This window comes from Reinekea marinisedimentorum, assembly GCF_004341165.1.
Lineage (GTDB): Bacteria > Pseudomonadota > Gammaproteobacteria > Pseudomonadales > Natronospirillaceae > Reinekea > Reinekea marinisedimentorum.
This window is the reverse complement of the sequence record NZ_SLZR01000002.1, coordinates 138,098-158,954: the sequence shown is the minus strand read 5'-3', so window position 1 is coordinate 158,954 and position 20,857 is coordinate 138,098. Positions and strand designations below refer to the sequence as shown.

Here is a 20,857-nt window from a genome sequence, read left to right as displayed (position 1 = left end):
TAATTAGCCGGTGCGCTTTAGCATAGAACGCCAAACCTGTTCCGCACTGCCAGCCTAAACAGAGAGTTTATGAATAATCATAACCAGCGTTTTATTTACAGCATTGTTATTCCCACCATCGCCGCTATTGCCATGTTCGTTGTTGTGCTGTTTGTCATCATTATCCCGATGTTTGAACGCAGCATGATGGATAAAAAACAGGAAACCATTATCGAGCTGACCAACGCCGCCTGGAGTGTGCTGGCAGAGTATGAGCAGGCACACCTGAATGGCGAATATAGCCTGGAAGAAGCCCAGCAAAAGGCCGCCGATCACATTGGCAATATGCGTTATGGCAAGGAGCAGAAAGATTATTTTTGGGTGATCTCTGAAGGTCTGACCATGATCATGCATCCGTACCGGCCAGATCTGTTGCAGACCAATCTCGCGGGCTTTACAGACGATCATGAAAACAAACTGTTTGAAAATGCTGCAGAACTGGTCGCCAGCGAGGGGGAGGGCATTATCCGCTACTACTGGCAATGGAAGGACGACGATACCCGTGTCGTGCCCAAGCTCAGCTATGTGAAAGGCTTTCCGCAGTGGCAGTGGATTGTCGGTACTGGTATTTATTTGGACGACGTTGACGCGGAGATTCGTAACCTGAAGCAGCGTCTGCTGGTTATTTCGTTGCTCATCGTTGGCTTTACGACGCTGGTTTTGTTTTATGTACTGCGGCAAACAAACAGTATTGAGCAGCGCCGTCAGCTGGCCGAGCAGCAACTGAAGCAAAGCCTGCAAAAATACAAAAGCCTGGTTGAGGCGTCCTCTGAAGGCACCCTGATGGTGGTGAACGAAAAGGTCGTTTACGCCAACAGTAAATTTCTTGATTCGCTGAACCTGGAACCCGGCCACGATATTGTGGGCGAGGATGTATCCCATGTTTTCAGTGAAGACTGGCAGCAGTTGGTATCCGGTATTGATGACCCAAAACAAACCAGCTCATTTGAATTGAAGTTATTGAACGCCAAGGCCGGGCGTGAAACCGTCGTGGCTTCTGTTTCTCTGGTTGGGGAGGCCGCGCAGGGCGGCTACATTGTGTTGGTGAAGAAGGTAACCGAGCAGAAGCGGTTGCGTCTGGATGCCGAACGCTTTGCCGATGATATTCAGCTTTCGTTGCAGATGATGAATCAGCCGGTGAATAACCTGGTGCGGCCAAATGCCTACTGCTCCCTCAACACCCACATAACTGACGCCGCGCAATTAATGACGGACCATAAAACCAAGTTTGTTTGCGTGAAAAGTGAGAACAGTGTTATTGGTGTGGTGACCGATACCGACCTGCGTGCCCGGGTGTTAGCGCAGCCGCAGTTTTCCGACCGCGCGGTTTCCTACATTATGACCTCGCCCATTAAAACCATTAATAAAGATGCATTGCTGTTTGAAGCGGTGCTGAAGTTCAAAAAAGAACACGTATCTCACTTGCTGGTGGAGAACGAAGTCGGGCAGATCGTTGGCCACATCAGCAACCAGCAATGCCTGGAAATGCAGCGCAACTCGCTGAGTTATCTGATGAAGGAAATCGAAGACTGTTCAGTCATTGAAGAATTGAAGCGCATCTATAAGCGAGTGCCGCTGCTGATTCAGGCGGTGTTTACCAGTACCGATAATATTAACAGTGTTTCGCGCATTATTTCGTCCATTGCCGACGCCATTAGTGTGCGGGTTATCGACCTTGCGCAGCAGCAGATTGGCAAGCCACCCTGTGAGTTCGCCTTTGTCGTGATGGGCAGTGAAGCACGAGGTGAGCAGACCTTAAAAACCGATCAGGATAATGCCATTATTTTCGAGAGCGATAGCCCGGCCTATAAAGATTATTTTTTGAAGCTGGCACAAATCGTCAATGAAAATCTGCATGCGATAGGCTACGCGCGTTGCAATGGCGATCTGATGGCGGGCAACCCGGAATGGTGTAACCCGCTGGCGTTCTGGAAGGCGCAGTTCGATCAGTGGATTGTTAGCCCACAGCCACAAACCACGCTCGACAGCAGTATATTCTTCGATATGCGCACCGTTTATGGCGAGGGCCAGTTGCTAACAGAGTTACAGAACCATGTGCAAACAACACTGGATCAGAACCCGGGGTTTTTCCGTCACCTGGCTCAGGCCACCCTGCAGTCACGACCGGTATTTGAAAAACCCAGGGTCGATATTAAAAAGTTTCTGGTGCCTATTGTTGGCTATTTACGGGTAATGGCACTGCGATATCGCATCGCCGATGCCAACAGTTTGTTGCGGCTCAAGCAGTTGACCGGCTACGGGATTTTGGCAGAAGACGAGGCCGAAGAGCTGGAAGAGATGTACAAGTTTCTCATGCACCTGCGAATCAAATGGCAGGTTACGTTAATCCTTGATAACGACCAGCCACAGAACACGATTGCGGTGCATAACCTGACGGAAATTGAACGCGTCACGCTGGAAAATATCACCCAGCAGATTGCCCGTCTGCTCGATCGGTTAAAAGCAGTGGGTAATTAAAAGTTTATTTTTAGACCTCGAATTTTCTTAAAACTTAGTGGCCGATTTGATTTGTTGATTTGAACATTGGTCACTCAGGATTTGATTGGCGGAACGGCCAAAGGCTGACTACTTTTTAGTGTGAGTGGTTTTGCACCCCGTCGAAAAGGCAGATAAGAAAATGAGTGTTCGATACGCGGCAGTGTCAGGTTCGTTTTATCCGGCGCATTCTCAGGATTTGGCCAGAGAGGTGGGTTCGTTCATAAATGCTGCAACCACCGTGACTGAAAAACCACCAAAGATTATTGTCGTTCCGCATGCGCACTATTCGTTTTCCGGTCATATCGCGGCGGAAGCCTTTCATGCGCTGATCGATCATCAGCATCAGTACAAAAAAGTTATCCTGCTGGGGCCTGCACACTGTTGTTGCCTGCAGGGCATTGCCACCTCTGCAAACTCTGCCTTTGAAACGCCGCTTGGTACCATTGATGTTGCCAAAGAGTTGGTTGATCAGATCGATCAGATTGCCGGCGTGCACGTGCAGGAAGATGCTCATACCATGGAGTACAGCATCGAAGTTCAGCTGCCGTTTTTACAGACCGTTCTGTCGGAGTTCAGCCTGGTGCCACTGGTTGTGGGTGATGCCACGCCCAAGCAATTAGCTGAGGTTTTGAGAGCCCTTTGGGGCGGTGATGAAACGCTGATTGTGATCAGTAGCGATATGAGTCACCACCTTTATGACAATGACGCGCGCCACAAAGATGCCGATACGGTTGAAAAGATTCATCAGCTTAAGCCAACTCTGAACAGCTACGATGCCTGTGGTTACCGTGCATTGAATGCCGCGTTGGTGCTTGCTGAAAATGAAGGCTTAAAAGCGGAGCTGATCTGTCAGTGTAATTCCAGTGTGGTCACCGGTAATCGCGATAACGTTACCGGTTATGCATCCTTTATGATGGTTTGAGCGGCTATTTTTCCAGTGTTGCGTGCAGCGCTTTGTAGTGGCCGTTCAATGCCATCAGCTCGGCGTGGGTTCCGCTTTCTACTATTCTGCCATCCTGCATCACATGAATCAGGTCGGAGTTCATAACGGTTGTGAGCCGGTGGGCAATCACCAGTGTGGTCTTGTTGGCTGTTATTTCATTGAGCAGTGCCTGAATTCGCTTCTCGGTCTGGTTATCCAGTGCCGAGGTGGCTTCATCCAGCAACAGGATGGGAGCATCACGCAGCAGCGCGCGAGCGATGATCACACGCTGGCGCTGACCGCCGGAAAGATTGCTGCCGCGTGGCCCTGCGAGGCTGTGCAGGCCTTCGGGCATTTCATCGGCAAACTGACTGACCAGCGCTACCTGCGATGCTTCAACGACCTTATCTGGGTCTGAGCTGACATCGCCCAGTTTGATGTTATCGAGGATACTTTCATCGAACAGTGCGGATTCCTGGTTCACCAGTGCAAGCTCTTTACGCAGGTTGCTTGCGTCGAGCGTATTGATGTTTTGGCCGCCAATCGTAATGTTGCCCTCAGCAGGGATTTCCAGGTGCGTCAGCAGATTAAAGAGCGTTGACTTACCGGCTCCGCTTGGGCCAACAAAGGCGGTGGTTTTGCCGCCGGGTGCCACAAACGAAAGGTTCTTCAATACCGGCACATCGCCATAGCTGAAGGTGACGTTATCAAAACAGATATCACCGAGAGGGTTGTTAAGTTTTTCTGCTACCGGCTCAGGTCGCTCCATTGGGGTCTGTACAAAGATGGTTTGGATGCGCTCCAGGTTCGCCAGTGCGCCCTGCATCGCGCCGGAAATGCTGGCCAAGCGGCGCAATGGGTCAAGCAGCATGGCAATGGCGACGAAGAAGGTGATGAATTCACCGGCAGTTTTTTCCCCGGCGATGATCTCCTGACCGCCAAAGTAGATGATGGCTACAAAGCCGAAGCCGGCGACTATCTCAATGGTCGAGAGCATGGCATTTTTGCTGTAAGCGGCGTTAAGCTGCCGCTTCACAAACAGGCTTAAACCATCCGCAAAGCGTTCGTTTTCATGGTCGGCCAGGTTATTGAGCTTAATGGCCTTGATGCCGTGAAAGATCTCATCCAACCGGGTGGATAAATTGGCTGATGCCTGACGTGCCTTTCGGGATTGATTGCGGATCAACCGCTGCAAGATCTGCATGGGCAGTATCAATAGTGGTACGCCGACGAACAGAATCGCTGTCCAGGTAGCATCAATATTAATGGCGGCAATCAATAGCGCAACAAAGCTGGACAGGTCACGCCCCAGCGTTATCAGTGTTGTGCTGGCAAAGGCCTGCAGTGCCTGGGTGTCGCCACGAACCCGCTCGATAAGGCCACCTGGCGAGTTCTTGTTGAAGTAGTCCATATCCAGCTTCAGCAGGTGGCCGGTGAGATCCTGCTGCAGTTCGGAGACAACTTCGATACCCGTTTTCGCGGTCAGTGAACGGTGAATAAAGGAGCCAAAGCCGCGCACCATAAAGACACCAAAAATGGCTAGGGCCACGCCCCATATTTTGGCTTCATTGCCGGCGACAAAGATACTGTCGAATAGTGGCCGCAACTGATTGACGAAAACCCAGTAGGCTGCGCCTTCGAGCAGCATGAAAAATACCGCGATAGTCAGCTTGATGCGGTGCTTTTTAACGTACTTGTGCCAAAGCTGACTGAGCAGCTGGCGGCTGGATGCCTGTTCACTCACGATGTAAAACCTTATCGACTAAAAAGTCATACCACTTGTTGCTGTGGAACTCTTCGGTGAGCTTGTCGCGATCGTAGTGATGCTCGGCCCATTCCATAAAGTCTGTTGGTGTTTTGCTGTTGAACTGCTGGTAAGACTCCAGAAAGTGGTCGAGGCGGCCTGTTTTGGAGTGCTTCACATGCAGGTATTTAATGTTGAGTTGCTTTATGGCTTGTTCAATGGGCTGCTGGAGGATCATCAGTGAATAAAGTGCCGAGCAAATGCCGGCACGGTCGGCACCCGATTTACAGTGAAAGACGGTAGGGCCTTCCAGGCTTTCAAACATCGCCTTGGTGGCGACCAGCTCTTCAAACTTAGGCATTCTGCGCGAGTACATGCGGTGATTGATCAGCTTTATACCGTATTTTTCACAGGCTTCCCGCTCAAGGGCATACGAGCCCCAGCGGCTTGGGCCACGCAGGTTAACGATGTTCTTAATGCCTAAATCTGCCAGGTGTTTAACCTGACCGGGGGAGGGCTGATTGCAGCGCCAGGCGTTATCGCCCAGCTGGTGTAAATTGGTCCACAGCACGCGAAAAAAGGCGTGATCGCCTAAATGCGCATCCAAATGCGCAAAGAATCGCTGCTTTCGGGTTTTAATGCCATCGCCCCATGTTTCCTGCATAGCGATGTACTTCTTTTTCAGGTAATTAGCCATTTACAAGTCAAAATAAAAATCAGCCGGTAGTTTAGTGGCAAAGCCGTTCGCTGAACAGTTCGGCGGCAGAAGTTTAGGCATCAGGCGGGATTATGTTGCGTTCAGACAAAAAAATGCCCACAACAGGGTGGGCCAACAAAACGAGTGTATAAATTCCAGAAACCGATTTAACTGAGCGGGTGGAGCCTGCGTTTAATCAACGCCTGCACACATAAGCTCAATTTGAATCAGTAATAGTCAGTGTAGAAATTTGACCCAGGGGTAACAAACGATTATTTTTGTTTTCATAGATGAAATAATTTCACTCATGAGTTCGCAATGACCAACCTTCCTCCGTTAAAGGCTTTACAGGCGTTCGAAGCCGCCGGCAGAACCGGTAGTTTTCAGGCCGCCGCCAAAGAGCTGTTTGTTACACCGTCCGCCATCAGTCACCAGATTAAGTCACTGGAGGCTTTTTTGGGCTTGCCTTTATTTGAGCGCAGAACCCGGCAGATTATTCTCACGGCCGTGGGTGAGTCTTACCTGGAGGGCGTCACGAAATCCTTCCTGCGTATGGAAGCCGCCACCGACAGGGCGATTCGAGGCTATGCCAGTGGCGAGCTGAAACTGGCGGTTTCTCCATTATTTTTGGAGCGCTGGTTGCTGCCGCGCTTCGCCGATTTTGCGGATAAGCACCCGGATATCGAAATCGAATTTATTGCAGCTATAGATGAAATAGATTTCACTCAAACCGAAGTGGATATGGCCATCTATTTTGGCGATGGTGATTGGGATCGCGTGAGTTCAACCTTATTACGGCGCGCTTCCGTCATTCCGGTGTGCGCGCCGGAACTACTGGAGATGGAGCGGGTGATGGACCCGGAAGACCTGCTGCAATTCCGGCTGCTGCAGGTTCGAAACCGCTCTGATGACTGGCAGCGCTGGTTCAGCTTAAGTCATACCGACTATCAGCCTTCTCAGGGAGCCGTCAACTTTGCCAATGGCGCACTGGCGGTTCATGCGGCTAAAGCAGGCATTGGTGTCGCCCTAACTGATGTTGAACTGATCGCTCCCGAAATAGAAGAAGGTTTGCTGATGGCACCTATGGAGCTGGAAATGGAATTGCCCAAAGCCTATTACCTGGTAACCCATGAAGACAGACCGAGAAGCCCGGCAATGGATGCATTCAGCAGTTGGATATACAGAAAATTAAATTAGTACCGTCCAGGCATTCGCTGTTGATCATCAGATGCGCTCGCCTGTTTCGGCATCGAAAACCAGCACCCGGTTTGGATCAACCACCAGGTCAATAGGATCGTCTTCCTGAATATCACTGCGCAGATCCAGGCGGGCTTTGACGTATTGACCACCAATATGGAACGAAATTTCTTTATCGAAGCCCAGAGGCTCAACCAGATCGACCATAATATTTTTCAGCTGCCAGTAGTCTTCGGTGTCCTGAGTGAAGCGCTCATCGTCAAAGAAATCGGGGCGAATACCAATCTTAACCTGGTCGCCGTCTTTCAGGTTTGCGGTGTTCACCTGGCTGAGTAATTCTGTTGACACTGAGGCATCATTGATTTTAAAGACCTGTTGTTGAGCGTCATAAACAGCTGATAGCAGATTCATGGAGGGGGAGCCGATAAAGGTGGCGACAAATATATTCCGTGGGTTCAGATAGATATCCATTGGCGTTCCCACCTGCTCGATCTGACCTGCCTGCATGACGACGACACGGTCACCCAGCGTCATGGCCTCGACCTGATCGTGTGTGACATAGATGGAGGTTGTCTGCACCCGCTTGTGGATTTTGGCGATTTCGGTACGCATATGATGGCGTAATTTTGCATCCAGATTAGACAGGGGTTCATCAAACAGATAAACATCGGCATCGCGCGCCAGTGCCCGGCCCATGGCAACCCGCTGTCGTTGTCCACCGGATAAATCGGCTGGTTTGCGATCCAGCAGGTTTTCCAGTTGCAGCATGGTTGAAATATGCGCCAGGCGCTCATCAATGATCTGCCGTGATACCCTGGTTTTCTTCAGGCCAAAGATGATATTTTCACGCACCGTTTTGTGTGGGTACAACGCATAGTTCTGGAACACCATGGCAATATTACGCATGTGTGGCTGCAAATCATTAACGCAGCGATCACCAATTTCTACCTCGCCTTCATTGATATCTTCCAGTCCGGCAATCATGCGCAGGGTGGTGCTCTTCCCGCAGCCACTTGGGCCGACTAACACAACAAATTCGCCGTCTTTAATCTCAAGGTTAATGCCCTTCACGATAACGTCGTCGTTGTAGGCTTTAACTAAATTTTTTATGGTTACCTTCGCCATGGTTGCTCTCTTTTAATAATTATAAAAAGGATTGCCTGAGCTCTTCTATTTTTAACACCTTTATTCCTTAACCCCCCCTGCTGTACCGCCGCTGGAAATAAAACGGTTGGCAACAGAGAAGGCGATGACCACCGGAATTAATGTCAGCATTGAAGCGGCCATAATGCGATCCCAGATTGCATTCTTAGAGGAAAACAGGGTCTGTAGCGCCAGCGGCAGGGTATGGAAATCCTGATACTGTTTAAGGAAAACCGATGCAAAGAGATACTCGTTCCAGGCGATGACGAAACAGTAAAACATGACGGTCAGTAACATGGGTCGGCTCAGTGGAATAATCACTGCAAAAATAGCTGAGGTGCGCGAATAGCCATCAATCATCGCTGCTTCTTCCAGAGAGAATGGAATCGTACGGAAATAGTTACCCAGCATGTAAATGGCAACGGGCAATGTCTGAACCAGATAAATTAACAGCAGGCAGATGAGGGTGCCGGGAACCGTGCTCGCCAGCCCAGTCGATACGGCCATCTGGTACAGTGGCACCATCAGCAAAACACCGCCGACCATATAGACAAACATCACAGTGTTAGAGAAAGCGTTTCGCCCTCTGAATTTAAGGCGTGACAGCGCATAGGCGGCAAAGGTAGCAATGAGTGTGGATAAGAATGCCGTGACCATTGAAATAACAAAGGTGTTCAGCATGTAACGACCAAAGGGAAAGATGTCGGACGTGCTGGTGAATTTCTTAATGATCGCGGCTCGTTGTTCTTCAGAGATGGCCGGGCTTTCCAGCATCATTCTGATGGTTTCCGGTAGCTCAACCTCCTGTTGGCTGAATCCTAATAATTCTTTATAGGCTTCAAAATTTAACTGAGCCGGAATCAAGCTGGGGTTGCCCCAGTCGGCCTGGTGCTTCAGGGAGGTAGACAATATCTGAACGAACGGGAAAAGGCAGAACAGCAGCAGGAGCATGACCGCTACAAAAATAAGTATGTTTTGACTGGGTGTTCTTCTTAGCGCCATGTTAAATCACCAATTCAGTACTTTTTTAACGTAAAACCAAATGAGCCCTGAGAGTACGATCAACTGAACAACCGAGATTGCTGCTGCCAGACCCTGATCAATAACACCAGTAAAGGCCTGGAAATAGATGTAGATCGGCAGGGTTTCGACGTTGGGTGCCAGCAGATAAACATCTTCAAACCGGTTCAGGTTCCAGATCATTCGCAACAGCACAACGGTACCGATGACAAATCGGCATTCAGGCAGGGTGACGTGTATGAAGCGTCCCCAAGCGTTGTAGCCGTCAATTGCGCAGGCCTCGTATTGGTCGCTGGGGATGCTTTGCAGCTTGGCCAGTATCAGCAGAAAGGCGATGGGGAAGTGTTTCCAGATGTCAAAAACAATAACCACCCACAGCGCACTGTCCGGATCACCAATCACATTCTGGCGCTCTGAAACCAGACCGAGTACCTCCACCATGACATGGTTATAGATGCCGTTTACCGGATCAAAAATAAACTGCCAGCCAAATACCACGCTGATAACGGGTGCAAAGTAGGGCAATAAAACCAGGGCTCTGACGGTGTTCTTAAATGGGAAGTTCTGATTCAGCAGCAGTGCCACGGCCAGGCCAAGCACCGTTGTGCCGGTAACGGTTCCGGCAAGGTAGATAACCGTGGTCCAGAGAGCGCTGTAAAAGCCTCCGTCTGAGAGCAGTGTTTTATAGTTGTTCAGGCCGACAAGCGATTTATCACCATTGAGTTCAACGTCGAAGAAGCTCAGATACAGGTTGAAGAAAATGGGGTATAAGATCAGCAGAGCAATGATCAGTGCGGCCGGTGCTATCAGCCGGTGACCGAGTCTGGCCTCCTGAGCAGCAATATTATCGGACATAAAAAGACCTTCACTGGTTGAGGTAAAAGACCGGGAGGCCGGGCCTCCCGAAAAAGTGCCTGCTACTGGCTGATAATTTCTTTCATTTCTGCTTCTGCTTTGTTAATTGCATCTTCAGGAGAAACCCCCTCAAAAATGACGGAATAGACCATCTGTGGAATGATCTGCTTCGCAAAGATTTGTCCGGATTCGGGGAAGGCCTTGCCATCGACAACGGTAAATGTCTGAATATTTTCGAAGCCTTCTACGATGTCTTTAATCGCATCGGCACCATACATTTCAAAAACACCATTCGGATCGCGCAGGTAGTATGGGTGGTTAGGAATATCCGAGAGCATAGGGTTCATACCGCCGGGAGCCATATGCAGATAGGTAATGTAGGCATAAGGGTCGTAGAGGTATTTCACAAACTCTTCAACGGCTTTTGTTTCCGCACGCTTCGATTCAATAGCCGACAGCCCAACCAGCACGCCGTAACTGGCGTCCGCCTTGTTTAAGATTACCGGAGCGAAACCGGTATTTTTGACCAGATCGGCGTCGAATTCAGCCCCGGTAAGCCCTTCAAAGTTTTCACCCGAGAGAGAGCCCTTGGCGACTTCGGCAATGGCCAGGTCATCCATAATGTAGGTTGAATAGAAAAACATGCCCATCTTGCCCTGCATGTAATAGTCACGGGCGCGCCAGGTTTGTGGCCCCGGTGGGTTGTACTGAGCCAGACGCTGATAGTATTTCAGCGTTTCCAGCATCTCCGGCGAGTTGAAGATCAGCTTACCGTCGGCATTAAACTGACTTGCGCCATTGGAGAGCGCCAGCTGGGTAAATACCTGCTCGGTATAGCCTTCTGGTTTTGTGCCCACCAGAATGCCGTACTGATTTTTGCCTTTGTCGGTCAGCGTTTTGGCTGCGGTTTCTATTGCTTCCCAGGTTGTCGGTGGTTCCAGGCCGTATTCTTCAAACCAGTCTTTGCGATACCAGATGCCCTGCAGCCAGCCATGCAGGGGAATGCCGTAAAAGTCATCGCCATTGGGTGCACGCAACATGTCTACAGCACCGGAGAAGAAGCGGTCTTCGCCGACCTCCTTCATGATGTTTTTATTGGCCTTTTCATCAATAACGCCCTCTTCACCGAAGGCCAATAACAGCTCGGAGCCTGCCTCAATAAGGTTGGGCAGTTTACCGGCTGCCGAGGCCGCCGCCATCTGAGTTGCCATCTCGTTCTCATCAACCGGTACAACGGTCACGGTGATATCTTCGTTCATGGCTTCAAATGTGCTGGCCAGGGTTTCGATAATTTTCATCCGGTCGGATTGAGTCTGGTTTGTCCAGAATTCTATTTCTGTTGCGGCACTCGCTATGGAACCCAGAGTAAGACTGGCCCCGATAGCAATGGCGAGTTTTCTTGTTTTTTTATTCATGGAATCACCTTTATTGCTTCATGTGGTAGTCACACCGATTTCCGTTAAGAATCACGAACGATTAATTCCGGAGGCATCAGTTTCTGTAAGTTTTTAAGGTTTTCGCCGGTCATCCTTCGATAGACCATGTCGCCGAGCAGACGTCCGATAAGAATGGGATCACTGTGCTGCACCGTTGTTAAGGCAGGCTCAACAAACCGACCGGTTGAGCTGTTGTTGTAGCCGATCACGGAAATGTCTTTGCCCGGTACAAGGTTATTGTCTTTGCAGGCCTTGATGGCGCCGATGGCCATGGTGTCATTGGCGCATATGATTCCGTCGATGTGCTTATTCTGTTTCAGCAGTTTGTTGGCTGCCAGGTAACCATCATCTTCACTGATTTCTATTTCTGTGTAGCGCGATTCCGTGTATTGCAGCTGGTTTGCAGACAGTGCTTTAATAAAACCTTGTTGACGCAGCTTTGCAAAATAAAGCCGGCCACTGGCGTTGATCATGGCCAGGTTGCGATGACCTGCCTCTATCATATGGCTGACACACAGCTGCATGGCCTTGTGGTTGTCCATATCCAGCCAGGCAAATTCATCTGACCGCTCAGTTCGGCCATAACAGACAAACGGAATATTTCGCTGCAGCAGTAGCTCAACCCGTTCGTCATTGACTCGGGTTCTGATCAGTATTGCAGCATCGAGAACTCGGGAGTCGACCAGATAGCGCAGGCGTTTAACCTCTTGCTCATCGCGTGGTAACGCAATGGCAGAGAGCAGATAATTCTGTTCCAGCAGTGATTCGGTCGCACCACTGAGCAGATGGTCGAAAAACCGGCTGCTGCGATGCTTTGACGACATAGGCAGGATCAGGCCGATATTTTTCCCCATGCCGGTGACCAGGCTTCTCGCCGAGGCATTGGCCTGATAGCCCATAGAAATAGCAGCTTCCTTTACCCGCAACTTAGTGCTTTCACTGATATCGGGGTAGTCATTCATGGCTCTGGAAACCGTACTGGGAGACAGACCCAGCTGTTTTGATAATTGCTTTAGTGACATAGCTGCACTTAGTAAGCCCAAGCCCCGTTGTCGATGCATAGCAGGACTTTATTATTGTTATTTTGACAAGTTATGCACAAAAGACTGCTCCGAAATCGTTTTCGGTGCAATATTGAGACATGAACTTACATAATGCTTACATATTTTTACGGTCAGATAAGTACAGCAAAGCGGCTGCAGACCAGGCCTGTGGAATACAGGTTCCGGGGTAAGGGATGGGCGGAGCATCATCTGCTCGCTCATAGCCGGAGATCAGCTCAGGTAATCGAAGATCGGGCAAGGCTTTCGCCAGTGAATGAACCGCTAAGGCGACGGACTGAAATTCGTGTTCAAAGCCATAGTTTCTTAAACCCCAGGCCACCAACCCGGTATCGTGTGGCCAGACCGAGCCATTGTGGTAAGAAAGTTCGTTGTAGCCTTTTTCACCGGCTGCAAGTGTGCGAAAGCCCCAGCCCGACCACATACTCTTATCAAATAGCCGCTCAGCCATAGGCGCTGCACGCGACTGCGGCACAGCACCGGCCCATAACAGGTGTCCGGCATTTGAAGAGATCACCCGCATGGTTTCATCGTTGCCGTCTAAGCCCATTACGTAGAACTGCAGCTCATCATCCCAAAGCCGCGTCTGAATCCGATCATAAAGGCTCTGCGCCTGTTGTCTGACGGCACTTGCTCGCTTTTCGTCAGAATGCATTGCTACTAAGGGGTCGATCTTTGACAGCGCCGCCCAGGTATAACCCTGAACCTCAACCACCGCGATAGCGCCACTGGCCAGGCGACCGTCCTGATGACACATGGAAATAGACGAGTCCTTCCAGCCCTGATACACCAACCCCTGTTTATTTTCCCGGAACCGAATGAAGCCTTGCCCCTCATCAAGCTTGAATAACAACCAATCTACAGCGGATTCAACCGCGGGCCATAGGGCGGACAGTGACTCAGCGTGCTCGCCCTGACTCATTTCTGCCCAGAGCCAGACGAAGAGCGCGGTTGCATCGGCACTGCCGTAATAGGGGGCAAAGGGAATGGCGTTACTCTGGCTGGCTGGGCCCCAGCGGTACTCATGCAAGATCTTGCCGGGCTCTTCATCACGGCGAGGGTCTGTTGTGCGCCCAATATGGTGGGCAAGAAAATGAAGCGTGCCCAGCGCAATTTCCGGCAGGCTTTCCTTTACGAAGAAGGCCGTTAGCAGGCTATCTCGACCAAAGGGGCAGACAAAGCGGGGAATGCCGGCCGCCGGAACTACACCCTGTTCGGTATTGAACAAAAGCCCGATCAGGTCATTCCAGCTCTGTGAACTGACGGACTGATTGGTATAGGGGTTTGAGCCGGGCTGGTACGCCGGCATCCTGTAACTGGATGCTTCATAGGTGATGGTGACTGAAAGGGGGCGTGACTCGCCAGGCTGCAGAGTGATTGATTCTGGCAGGCGCTCAAGTTCGGCTTCGTCCAGGGTTACCTTATAGCTTACCCTCTGGCTGCGGCCATCGGGGAAGCGGACCGAAAACGAAGAGCCTTCGCTAACCCTCTCTGCTTTCACAGCGCCGCCAACACCGCGCAGCGTCATGGCATCGGTTGCATCAAACCCGATCATTAAACCAATATTCAGCGTTTCGGCCTGGTTCGTATGATTCTCGAAGACCAACGTATCGATGCATTGATGGGCCGTTATGCTAAAACTCCTCACCAGGCTTACCCGCTGATAGTGGTGAGAAAGCAAGGCCCAGAACTGGGTCATTTCAGTTAATGACGATGTTTTCTTTTGCAGTAGATCGAACGGCCCGAATTGCCACTCGTAGCGCTTAAACAGACGTACATCAGCGAAGAACAGACCGATCATTGCCTTATCTTCCGACTGGGTGACAATGCCGGTATCGGTTAGATGACAGTGATTAAAGTTATTCTTCAGAACTATCATGGTGGCTTCCCGCAGGCGCTGAATAGATTACTTTAGAAAGTGATCCAGCGAAACTCAACGAAACTTCGTGCGGTTTTTGCGGCGTTGTATTTCAGCTCCCCGTTTTTGCATGCTTGTGAATGCATGGGAATACAGTATTTTTGAGAGAAGATAAGTTGTATGAATCCAGCTGTACTTAAGCATTGTTCAGCTGTGATGACGGAGTTTATTGCTGCATTTTTTTTTAGCGAGTGAACCGGATTCAGTAGGGGTTGAAATAATTAGCCGGGGAGCTGGATCTTTGGCTAACTTACAGCCGAGTGGGGTGTGCAAAACCCGGAGCTGATCCGCGGTGAGAACAGCGTTGAGGCGTTGCTGGCAAAGGTTAAGGCTGAGCGCGAGAAGCTGAAACCGAAAAAGAAAACCCGGAAGAAAAAGTGTAGGTACAGTGGGACCGAGGTGCCACCGTGATCGCGTATTTTAAAGAGTTTATACAGTCTAAAGGGCAGCCTCTTTGCTTTGAAGAACTAATCCACCAAGGAAGGTGTTAATGAGTACGTACGATAGACCCTGGAAATCTTTTGCAGAGCAACTTGAGTTGTTAAAGCGCAGAGGTATGACTATTGTAGATGACGCTTCGGCAATTCACTTTCTTTCGACTATTGGCTATTACCGTCTTAGCGCCTACTGGTATCCATTTCGTCAGATTGAAATGACTCAGGATACATTAACATCGGATATACGATATGCCCGTTCCGATACCTTCTACCAAGGCACAACCTTTGGTGATTGCCTTGCACTGTATGAGTTCGATAAAGCGCTAAGACCTTTAATTTTTAGTTCGCTAGAAAGAATTGAAGTGACAATCCGAGTTGATATAGCTCATCTTCTTGGAAAGCGGAATACGTTTGCGCACCATTGTATAGACGAGTTTCAGCCAACCGTTGCCAAAAAGCTGATGCGTTCAGGCCGTACACGTTTTTCAGAATGGGAGTCTAAATATGGTTCACTGGTTAACCGATCTAAAGAAGATTTTGTAAAGCATTACCGAGAGCATCATGGCGGCCAGTTGCCAATCTGGGTGACCATTGAAACGTGGGATTTCGGTACGATGTCTCAATTGTTTGCGATGATGAAAGTGCCAGATAAGGTGCAGATTGCTTCTAAATACGGTTTAGATTGGCGTGTGCTGCAGTCTTGGCTGAGATCGTTAAACTATTTGAGAAATCTGGTTGCACATCACAGTCGAGTATGGAACCGAAACATTATCGATCAGCCCAGAATGCCAAAGAGCCGTGAGGTTAGTTGGTGTGATGCGTGTTTCGAACGTGGAGGCCAAGTTAACCGGGTGTTCGTGTTATTGGCAATTATCAGGCACTTTTTAAACGTTATCTCAGATGACTCTGACTGGCGTTCGAAGGTGGCATACCATATTTTGAACTTCCCTAAGCAGCAATCCGAGAAAGAGATCCAATTCTCAGAAATGGGGGGTGTGAAGGCTGGCAGGATTGGTTTGTATAAATTACAGGCAATAAAAACTCCCGCGTAATTCCGAAGAACAAGTGGCGAGGGCCGTGTTAGGTAGAATAATATGAGTGTTGTTGCGGCCTGCCAAACAAAAGACAATAGCACTTCGCATCTGCGTGAAAGCCTACTGTGCTTGATGGACTTGTAGGTCAGGGATGGAGTGGCGTGCAACGATAAACAGGCCTCACCCTATCGGACCGGGCTGTAACTCCTTCTACACTGATATACAAAGTCTACTGGTCTAAAATTAGCCCACCAGCTGGTGGGCATGTGTTAATTAATGGCTGGTACAAAACAACCGCGCACCCATATCCTTCTGCCCTTTAGGTCGATCTTCCTTATTAGAAAACCCAAGGCAATGAATGTGAATGTTGGGACTGAGCGCTTCAATGATTTTCAGAGCTTTAATGTTGATTGCCAGGCAAACAATATGGATATGACCACGAAAGCCATAAAGGCCTTCAGGGAGCTTATTAATCGTATCTGTAATGGTCTTTCCGGTGTCAATAACAGAATCAATGATAATTAAATTTTGGCTTGTTAAGCCTTGGATTTCTGAAGAGTTTCGCTCGTTCCACAAAAAAGGCCCGTTAAATGTATCGGTAAAGCCAACTGCCAACATATTTCCAGACCGTGGAATGGCCAGTACCTGATAGCTATCGGGGAGATGCCCTGCTTTACTCATAAAGGCGTGGTACATCAGTTGCCCAATTTCCAGATGCATGCGGCGCAACTCTGGGCCAGTAACATCAAAATTAAACTGTTTTTTGTACAGTTCTCTTAGGCGCTTGGTCTGAGGCAGATAGTGTTTGTTCAAAAAGCGAATGTCTTTAATCGTTGCCGTGTTATTCAATGAGTTCTGAATAACGCCTAACGGCAGTTTGTTTTTCAAGCAGTAGTCTTCTGCCTGAGCGAACTCCCTTTCTTGTAATTGGGTGAGCTCGCTAAGGTCTTTGGCTTGGCGATTCCGTTTGTTGTGAACGTTGTCTTTGTGAATGTTGCTGGCAATTAACGCAGGTGGTGTTTGAAGGAAAATAACGCCATCCGTAATGCCGGCATGTTCCGTCGGCATCGCATTACACCACTCATTCTTTACTGGGTTCTCTACGGCCATGTGGGCATCTGCAAAGCTGGTGGAGTAGCAGGCTTTATCTTTAGCAAACGAAAGGTGCAGCTTGTTAATAACTTTATCTCGCGTTTCAGTATCGAGAGCGTTAAATTCGGACCAGCTATTCAATCCGGCTTTGGGCAGGTATTCCGCTAATTTCGAAGAGCTTGAAAATGCCTGTGCGTTTGGCTCTGCATCTGCAAGCTGCTGACAAGCTGTCGTCTTGCCACTGCCGGCAATACCGACAACATAGTAGAACTTATTTGAAGTCATAGGAGGTCTCCTTAGTCAGGTACGCTTTGGCTTTGCTGTAGATCTTTTCTTTGTTGGTATTTAACTGCTCAGCAACCGGAATGAGAGAAGGGCGGTTAACCGTGGCGCAGCTGTAGCAGCCCAATCGTGGTGTTTCGCTATTGAGGTAATGGGCAATATCTGTGATGCAAAGCTTTGGTGTAATCAAAAGCCCTTGGTCATCCCAACCTTTCTTTGCCAAGCGGGAGCAGCTGAACAATCGGCCACGTTCAAGGGTGACGTCGTAAGAACGGTAGAAGCAGGTGTTCCAATGAGTCTGAACGCTCTCATCTCTGTTCTCAAGCTCGCCTTTCAGATCATCCCAGGCATCTTTGCGACGGAAGTCAATCGGGCCGGTATAGCCATTTTGGATGGCATAGGTCCGCCAAAGGTCCGCGAATTCCGGCGAACAGATGTAGTCGCTGATTACCAAGCTATCGATGGTTGCAAGAACTTCTGGTGTTACGCCTCTTGGATAAAGCCCGTTGGTGACAAGCTCAATTTGATTGCAGGTTTCTGATTTACGAAGTTCATTTAAGAAAGCCGTTAAATCATTGTTTAGTGTTGCTTCACCGCCAACGATGACCGCTTTTTCAATGAATACACCGACTGCTTTTATTTGGGCAAGTGAGGTGAGATGTTCATCCAGCGAATTGCTCAAAGTAGGAGTAATTTGGTTTGGTACGTTAAATCCACAACCCTTGCATGAAAGGTTGCACTTATTGGTAACAGAAATTCCGAGCTCTTTAATCTGACTCTTGCTTTCTTTCTGAAAAGGTCGTGCTTTTTTAGCCATTCTATTAGGAGAGTTATTGGCAAGCCGCGTCGGGTTGATTTTAAGTTCTGCGTTCACGATTTATCCTTCTTAGAAATTAGGTTGTTTATTTGTTTGAGCAGGGTTGGTCAAACACGTATGCAGGGCATATCCACGCTGCCTCAGCCTGGCTAGAAAATTTTTTAGCGCGCGTTTATCGCTGGGGGTGCATGGCACTATGGTTATTAAGTAACCAGCGCCGGAATAAAGCTTTCCGTGCTTTTTGCAGGGTTTGTAAACACAGCCATCGGCTACCAGGCCTCTGACGAGATGATTGATATCTTTATCGCTGCTGTATTTCATGAACACGCCTCGCAAACTAGGCGGTTTATGTGCTTTTTACAGCTGGTGGTTAGGCCAGCGTACAGGGGGGAAAACTGAATTAATTGAAAAGTAAGCACCTTGGCTTCTCCGTGTTTGAGTGGAGAGGCCAAGGTAAGTTAGTGCATTGCACTAAAAAGAGGGTAGGGAGAAAAATTTTGGTGTCTTAGCTGATACCGGCGCAGCTTAAAACTTAACGTTTATTAAACAAGTTGATCGTATCCCGGAACTCTTCGGCTTCTTGAATGATCTGTTCAATATTCATACATAATGCGTTAAGAACGGGCTGGTCGGTATCTAAGTTTTTAGCTATTTCCTGCGCTTTTGAGTAGTCACCTGCTAGGTAGGCGTTCAGTAGGGCGTCTTCGGGCTCTAGTGCCGCTGCTTGGGTTAACAGGGCATGAAGCAGGCCTGAGTTTTTACCTAGCGCTACTTGAGGGAGGGTAGCAAATGGGTTCGGAAGCCTTTTAACATCTAGGTCTGCCGTTTCCATGTCTGTCAGTAACTCTTGTACTGCACTTGCTTGAAGGGCTATTCCAATTGATGACTGTCTTTCACCAAAAAGAGCTTTCATATGGTCAGTGCATTGCTGACGAAATACTTTGTCCTCAAAAATTTTCTTAACATCAGCTGGGTCAGAGAAAATCGCGTTTAGAATGACGGCATTCCAAAGTCGGGTTTCCTGGCCTGCCTTTAAGTACTTTCCTTTTCGATGGGTTAGCTGCACTTCTTCGATTGCGATTAATTTGTTTCGGAGCAGTGAGTGGACCTTATCCTTTAGATAGGGACTTTCTCGGGATACTTTAAGGCCAAACATGCGTCCTACAGCATCTAAAGGCTTTTCTAGGTTATTCACAGGCAGATTCCAAAAGTTCTTGTGCGGTGTCTGGCAGACCGTGTTTTTGAGCTTCTACGATTACCTGAGCAATAGAAAACCAGCTAGGGTCATATAAGCCACAGTAGCTTACAGTCTGTTTGTATTGTTCAATTCTTCCGATGCAATAGCCTGAATAAAATGCTTCATTCCTACTCGTGGTGAATTTTTTTTTGTTTGGGTCTGTGTCGAATGCTTCGAACAATTGCAATGCCTCTGTGCAAGAGGTCACCAGCAGCTCTGGGTCGGTAGGGTCTTGAAATAGTCCACCAGCAGATGCATTGGTTGTTACAAAGCCCGCGAATGTTAAGAATAAGATAAAACGCTTCATATTTTTGCCTCAAGAAATACTAGGTTGGTTGCTGGTATCTGTTTTGTTCTCTTTTGATGCGCTGCGGGGAGGTAGAGGTGTATAAATAAAAATCATTGCAACTAAACCAAATAAAACAGCTTGGTCAAATAGCTTATCACTGGGGCTAGGAGCGTAGGTCCGTAGATCACTATCTTCTAGCATCGAACCTACGGCAATCAGCAGTAAGGATCCAATTGCAGCGCCATACAAGGCAATTAAATGATATAGGCGTCTATTCAGCTGAATTAGATCAAGCCCTGACTGCTTCCCTCTCTTGTACCAGCGTATTAGTGCATTCGCTAAAAAGAAGAGAAAAGCATATTCGTGAGTAGATAATTCGAAAAAAGAGAATTCATATTCGAACATAGTAAGGTATATCAAAGCTAATACTGCAAGTACGGCCAACGCCTTAAAAATTTCTAACAATACGGTGCCGGTATAACTCAAAAAGTATTCAAATAGGTAGGGAGATCTATTACTAGTTTGCAAACTAGTATCAGTAGCATTTGGTGTTTCCATAAGACTCCTTGCTTTATGGGTTGGTTAGAATTGTGCCTACAAGTTTTTATTACGGACAAAACTTGCTAACTAAGCGAACAGTGTACGTATAGTTGCTTGCTTCTTCAAAGAGTGCCTGAGTCAGATTTGTACTGCATAGCATATTGGCGTGTTGTTTCTGCGCGTAAGGTTCCTTTAGCTGTATTAGTTACGATCTAACGATACTGATCCAATAAACTTAAGTATTGAGGACTCACGCGGAAAATAGATTTAAATTGGGGTTTTGTTTTTGGATAAAAATGCGTGACCGAAGGCTGAGTCATCAAGGATGATGCGAGTAACTATGAGGTCCTGGGTCGATGTGGAGCCGCTGACCCTTGTGGGGCAGATACAAAAAAGCCCCGCAATGCGAGGCTTCTTTGAGAAATTAGTGGTGCCCAGAGGCGGAATCGAACCACCGACACGGGGATTTTCAATCCCCTGCTCTACCGACTGAGCTATCTGGGCTTTGTTGTCTGGGATATTCGTCCCTTCAACGGAGGCGTATTAAACGGATTTTGCTTTCGGTCGTCAACACCTTTTTTGCTAAATCTTTGATTTT

General features: G+C 48.6%; 17 protein-coding genes and 1 tRNA gene. 4 read left to right on the top strand and 14 right to left on the bottom strand.

Going from position 1 to position 20,857, the window contains the following annotated elements:
- Positions 1–69 precede the first annotated feature (69 nt).
- Together BCF53_RS03005 and amrB are read left to right on the top strand one after the other, a co-directional pair.
- Entirely contained in the window at positions 70–2,517 is a 2,448-nt protein-coding gene (locus BCF53_RS03005) for a DUF294 nucleotidyltransferase-like domain-containing protein (RefSeq protein WP_132699762.1), read from the top strand.
- 160 nt (positions 2,518–2,677) lie between these two features.
- Positions 2,678–3,460, top strand: a complete 783-nt coding sequence (gene amrB, locus BCF53_RS03000; protein WP_132699760.1) for an AmmeMemoRadiSam system protein B — start codon at positions 2,678–2,680, stop codon at positions 3,458–3,460.
- 4 nt (positions 3,461–3,464) lie between these two features.
- On the opposite strand, the gene BCF53_RS02995 is transcribed toward amrB, so the two are convergent.
- Together BCF53_RS02995 and BCF53_RS02990 are read right to left on the bottom strand one after the other, a co-directional pair.
- On the bottom strand, positions 3,465–5,204 hold the full coding sequence (locus tag BCF53_RS02995) for an ABC transporter ATP-binding protein (protein ID WP_132699758.1): 1,740 nt from the start codon (positions 5,202–5,204) through the stop codon (positions 3,465–3,467).
- Positions 5,197–5,901 carry a tyrosine-protein phosphatase gene (locus BCF53_RS02990; protein ID WP_132699756.1) on the bottom strand — a complete coding sequence of 235 codons (705 nt, stop codon included), beginning with the start codon at positions 5,899–5,901 and terminating at the stop codon, positions 5,197–5,199. The genes BCF53_RS02995 and BCF53_RS02990 overlap by 8 nt, the downstream gene beginning before the upstream one ends.
- Positions 5,902–6,219: 318 nt before the next feature.
- On the opposite strand from BCF53_RS02990, the gene gcvA reads away from it, so the two are divergent.
- The gene (gcvA, locus tag BCF53_RS02985) at positions 6,220–7,098 is read left to right on the top strand and encodes a transcriptional regulator GcvA (protein WP_132699754.1); all 879 of its coding nucleotides are present in this window, start codon (positions 6,220–6,222) and stop codon (positions 7,096–7,098) included.
- Between the two features lie 27 nt (positions 7,099–7,125).
- On the opposite strand, the gene BCF53_RS02980 is transcribed toward gcvA, so the two are convergent.
- The 6 genes from BCF53_RS02980 to BCF53_RS02955 all read right to left on the bottom strand — a co-directional run bounded on the left by BCF53_RS02980 (position 7,126) and on the right by BCF53_RS02955 (position 14,492).
- Positions 7,126–8,223, bottom strand: a complete 1,098-nt coding sequence (locus BCF53_RS02980) for an ABC transporter ATP-binding protein (protein WP_132699752.1) — start codon at positions 8,221–8,223, stop codon at positions 7,126–7,128.
- Between the two features lie 60 nt (positions 8,224–8,283).
- Positions 8,284–9,243, bottom strand: coding sequence for a carbohydrate ABC transporter permease (locus BCF53_RS02975; RefSeq protein ID WP_132699750.1), 960 nt, complete (start codon positions 9,241–9,243; stop codon positions 8,284–8,286).
- Positions 9,244–9,249: 6 nt separating this feature from the next.
- On the bottom strand, positions 9,250–10,116 hold the full coding sequence (locus BCF53_RS02970) for a carbohydrate ABC transporter permease (protein WP_132699748.1): 867 nt from the start codon (positions 10,114–10,116) through the stop codon (positions 9,250–9,252).
- Positions 10,117–10,178: 62 nt separating this feature from the next.
- On the bottom strand, positions 10,179–11,531 hold the full coding sequence (locus tag BCF53_RS02965) for an ABC transporter substrate-binding protein (protein WP_132699746.1): 1,353 nt from the start codon (positions 11,529–11,531) through the stop codon (positions 10,179–10,181).
- A gap of 44 nt (positions 11,532–11,575) precedes the next feature.
- The gene (locus tag BCF53_RS02960; protein WP_165901790.1) at positions 11,576–12,574 is read right to left on the bottom strand and encodes a LacI family DNA-binding transcriptional regulator; all 999 of its coding nucleotides are present in this window, start codon (positions 12,572–12,574) and stop codon (positions 11,576–11,578) included.
- Between the two features lie 136 nt (positions 12,575–12,710).
- Positions 12,711–14,492 carry an amylo-alpha-1,6-glucosidase gene (locus BCF53_RS02955; protein WP_132699742.1) on the bottom strand — a complete coding sequence of 594 codons (1,782 nt, stop codon included), beginning with the start codon at positions 14,490–14,492 and terminating at the stop codon, positions 12,711–12,713.
- Between the two features lie 529 nt (positions 14,493–15,021).
- Here BCF53_RS02955 and BCF53_RS02950 point away from each other — a divergent pair.
- Positions 15,022–16,020, top strand: a complete 999-nt coding sequence (locus BCF53_RS02950; protein WP_132699740.1) for an Abi family protein — start codon at positions 15,022–15,024, stop codon at positions 16,018–16,020.
- A 255-nt stretch (positions 16,021–16,275) separates the two neighbouring features.
- Here the strand turns inward: BCF53_RS02950 and BCF53_RS02945 are convergent, their stop codons facing one another.
- From BCF53_RS02945 to BCF53_RS02915, 6 genes are all read right to left on the bottom strand, one after another.
- A complete protein-coding gene (locus BCF53_RS02945; RefSeq protein WP_132699738.1) occupies positions 16,276–17,379 on the bottom strand; it encodes an AAA family ATPase in 1,104 nt (367 codons plus the stop codon).
- On the bottom strand, positions 17,366–18,250 hold the full coding sequence (locus tag BCF53_RS02940; RefSeq protein ID WP_132699736.1) for a radical SAM family protein: 885 nt from the start codon (positions 18,248–18,250) through the stop codon (positions 17,366–17,368). The genes BCF53_RS02945 and BCF53_RS02940 overlap by 14 nt, the downstream gene beginning before the upstream one ends.
- A gap of 475 nt (positions 18,251–18,725) precedes the next feature.
- Positions 18,726–19,388 (bottom strand): hypothetical protein, encoded by a 663-nt coding sequence (locus BCF53_RS02930; RefSeq protein WP_132699732.1) that lies wholly within the window; start codon positions 19,386–19,388, stop codon positions 18,726–18,728.
- The gene (locus BCF53_RS02925; RefSeq protein ID WP_132699730.1) at positions 19,381–19,737 is read right to left on the bottom strand and encodes a hypothetical protein; all 357 of its coding nucleotides are present in this window, start codon (positions 19,735–19,737) and stop codon (positions 19,381–19,383) included. The genes BCF53_RS02930 and BCF53_RS02925 overlap by 8 nt, the downstream gene beginning before the upstream one ends.
- A gap of 9 nt (positions 19,738–19,746) precedes the next feature.
- Positions 19,747–20,277: a hypothetical protein gene (locus BCF53_RS02920; protein ID WP_132699728.1), complete on the bottom strand. Its 531-nt coding sequence runs from the start codon at positions 20,275–20,277 to the stop codon at positions 19,747–19,749.
- A gap of 410 nt (positions 20,278–20,687) precedes the next feature.
- Positions 20,688–20,763 (bottom strand) — tRNA-Phe (locus BCF53_RS02915).
- Positions 20,764–20,857 lie beyond the last annotated feature (94 nt).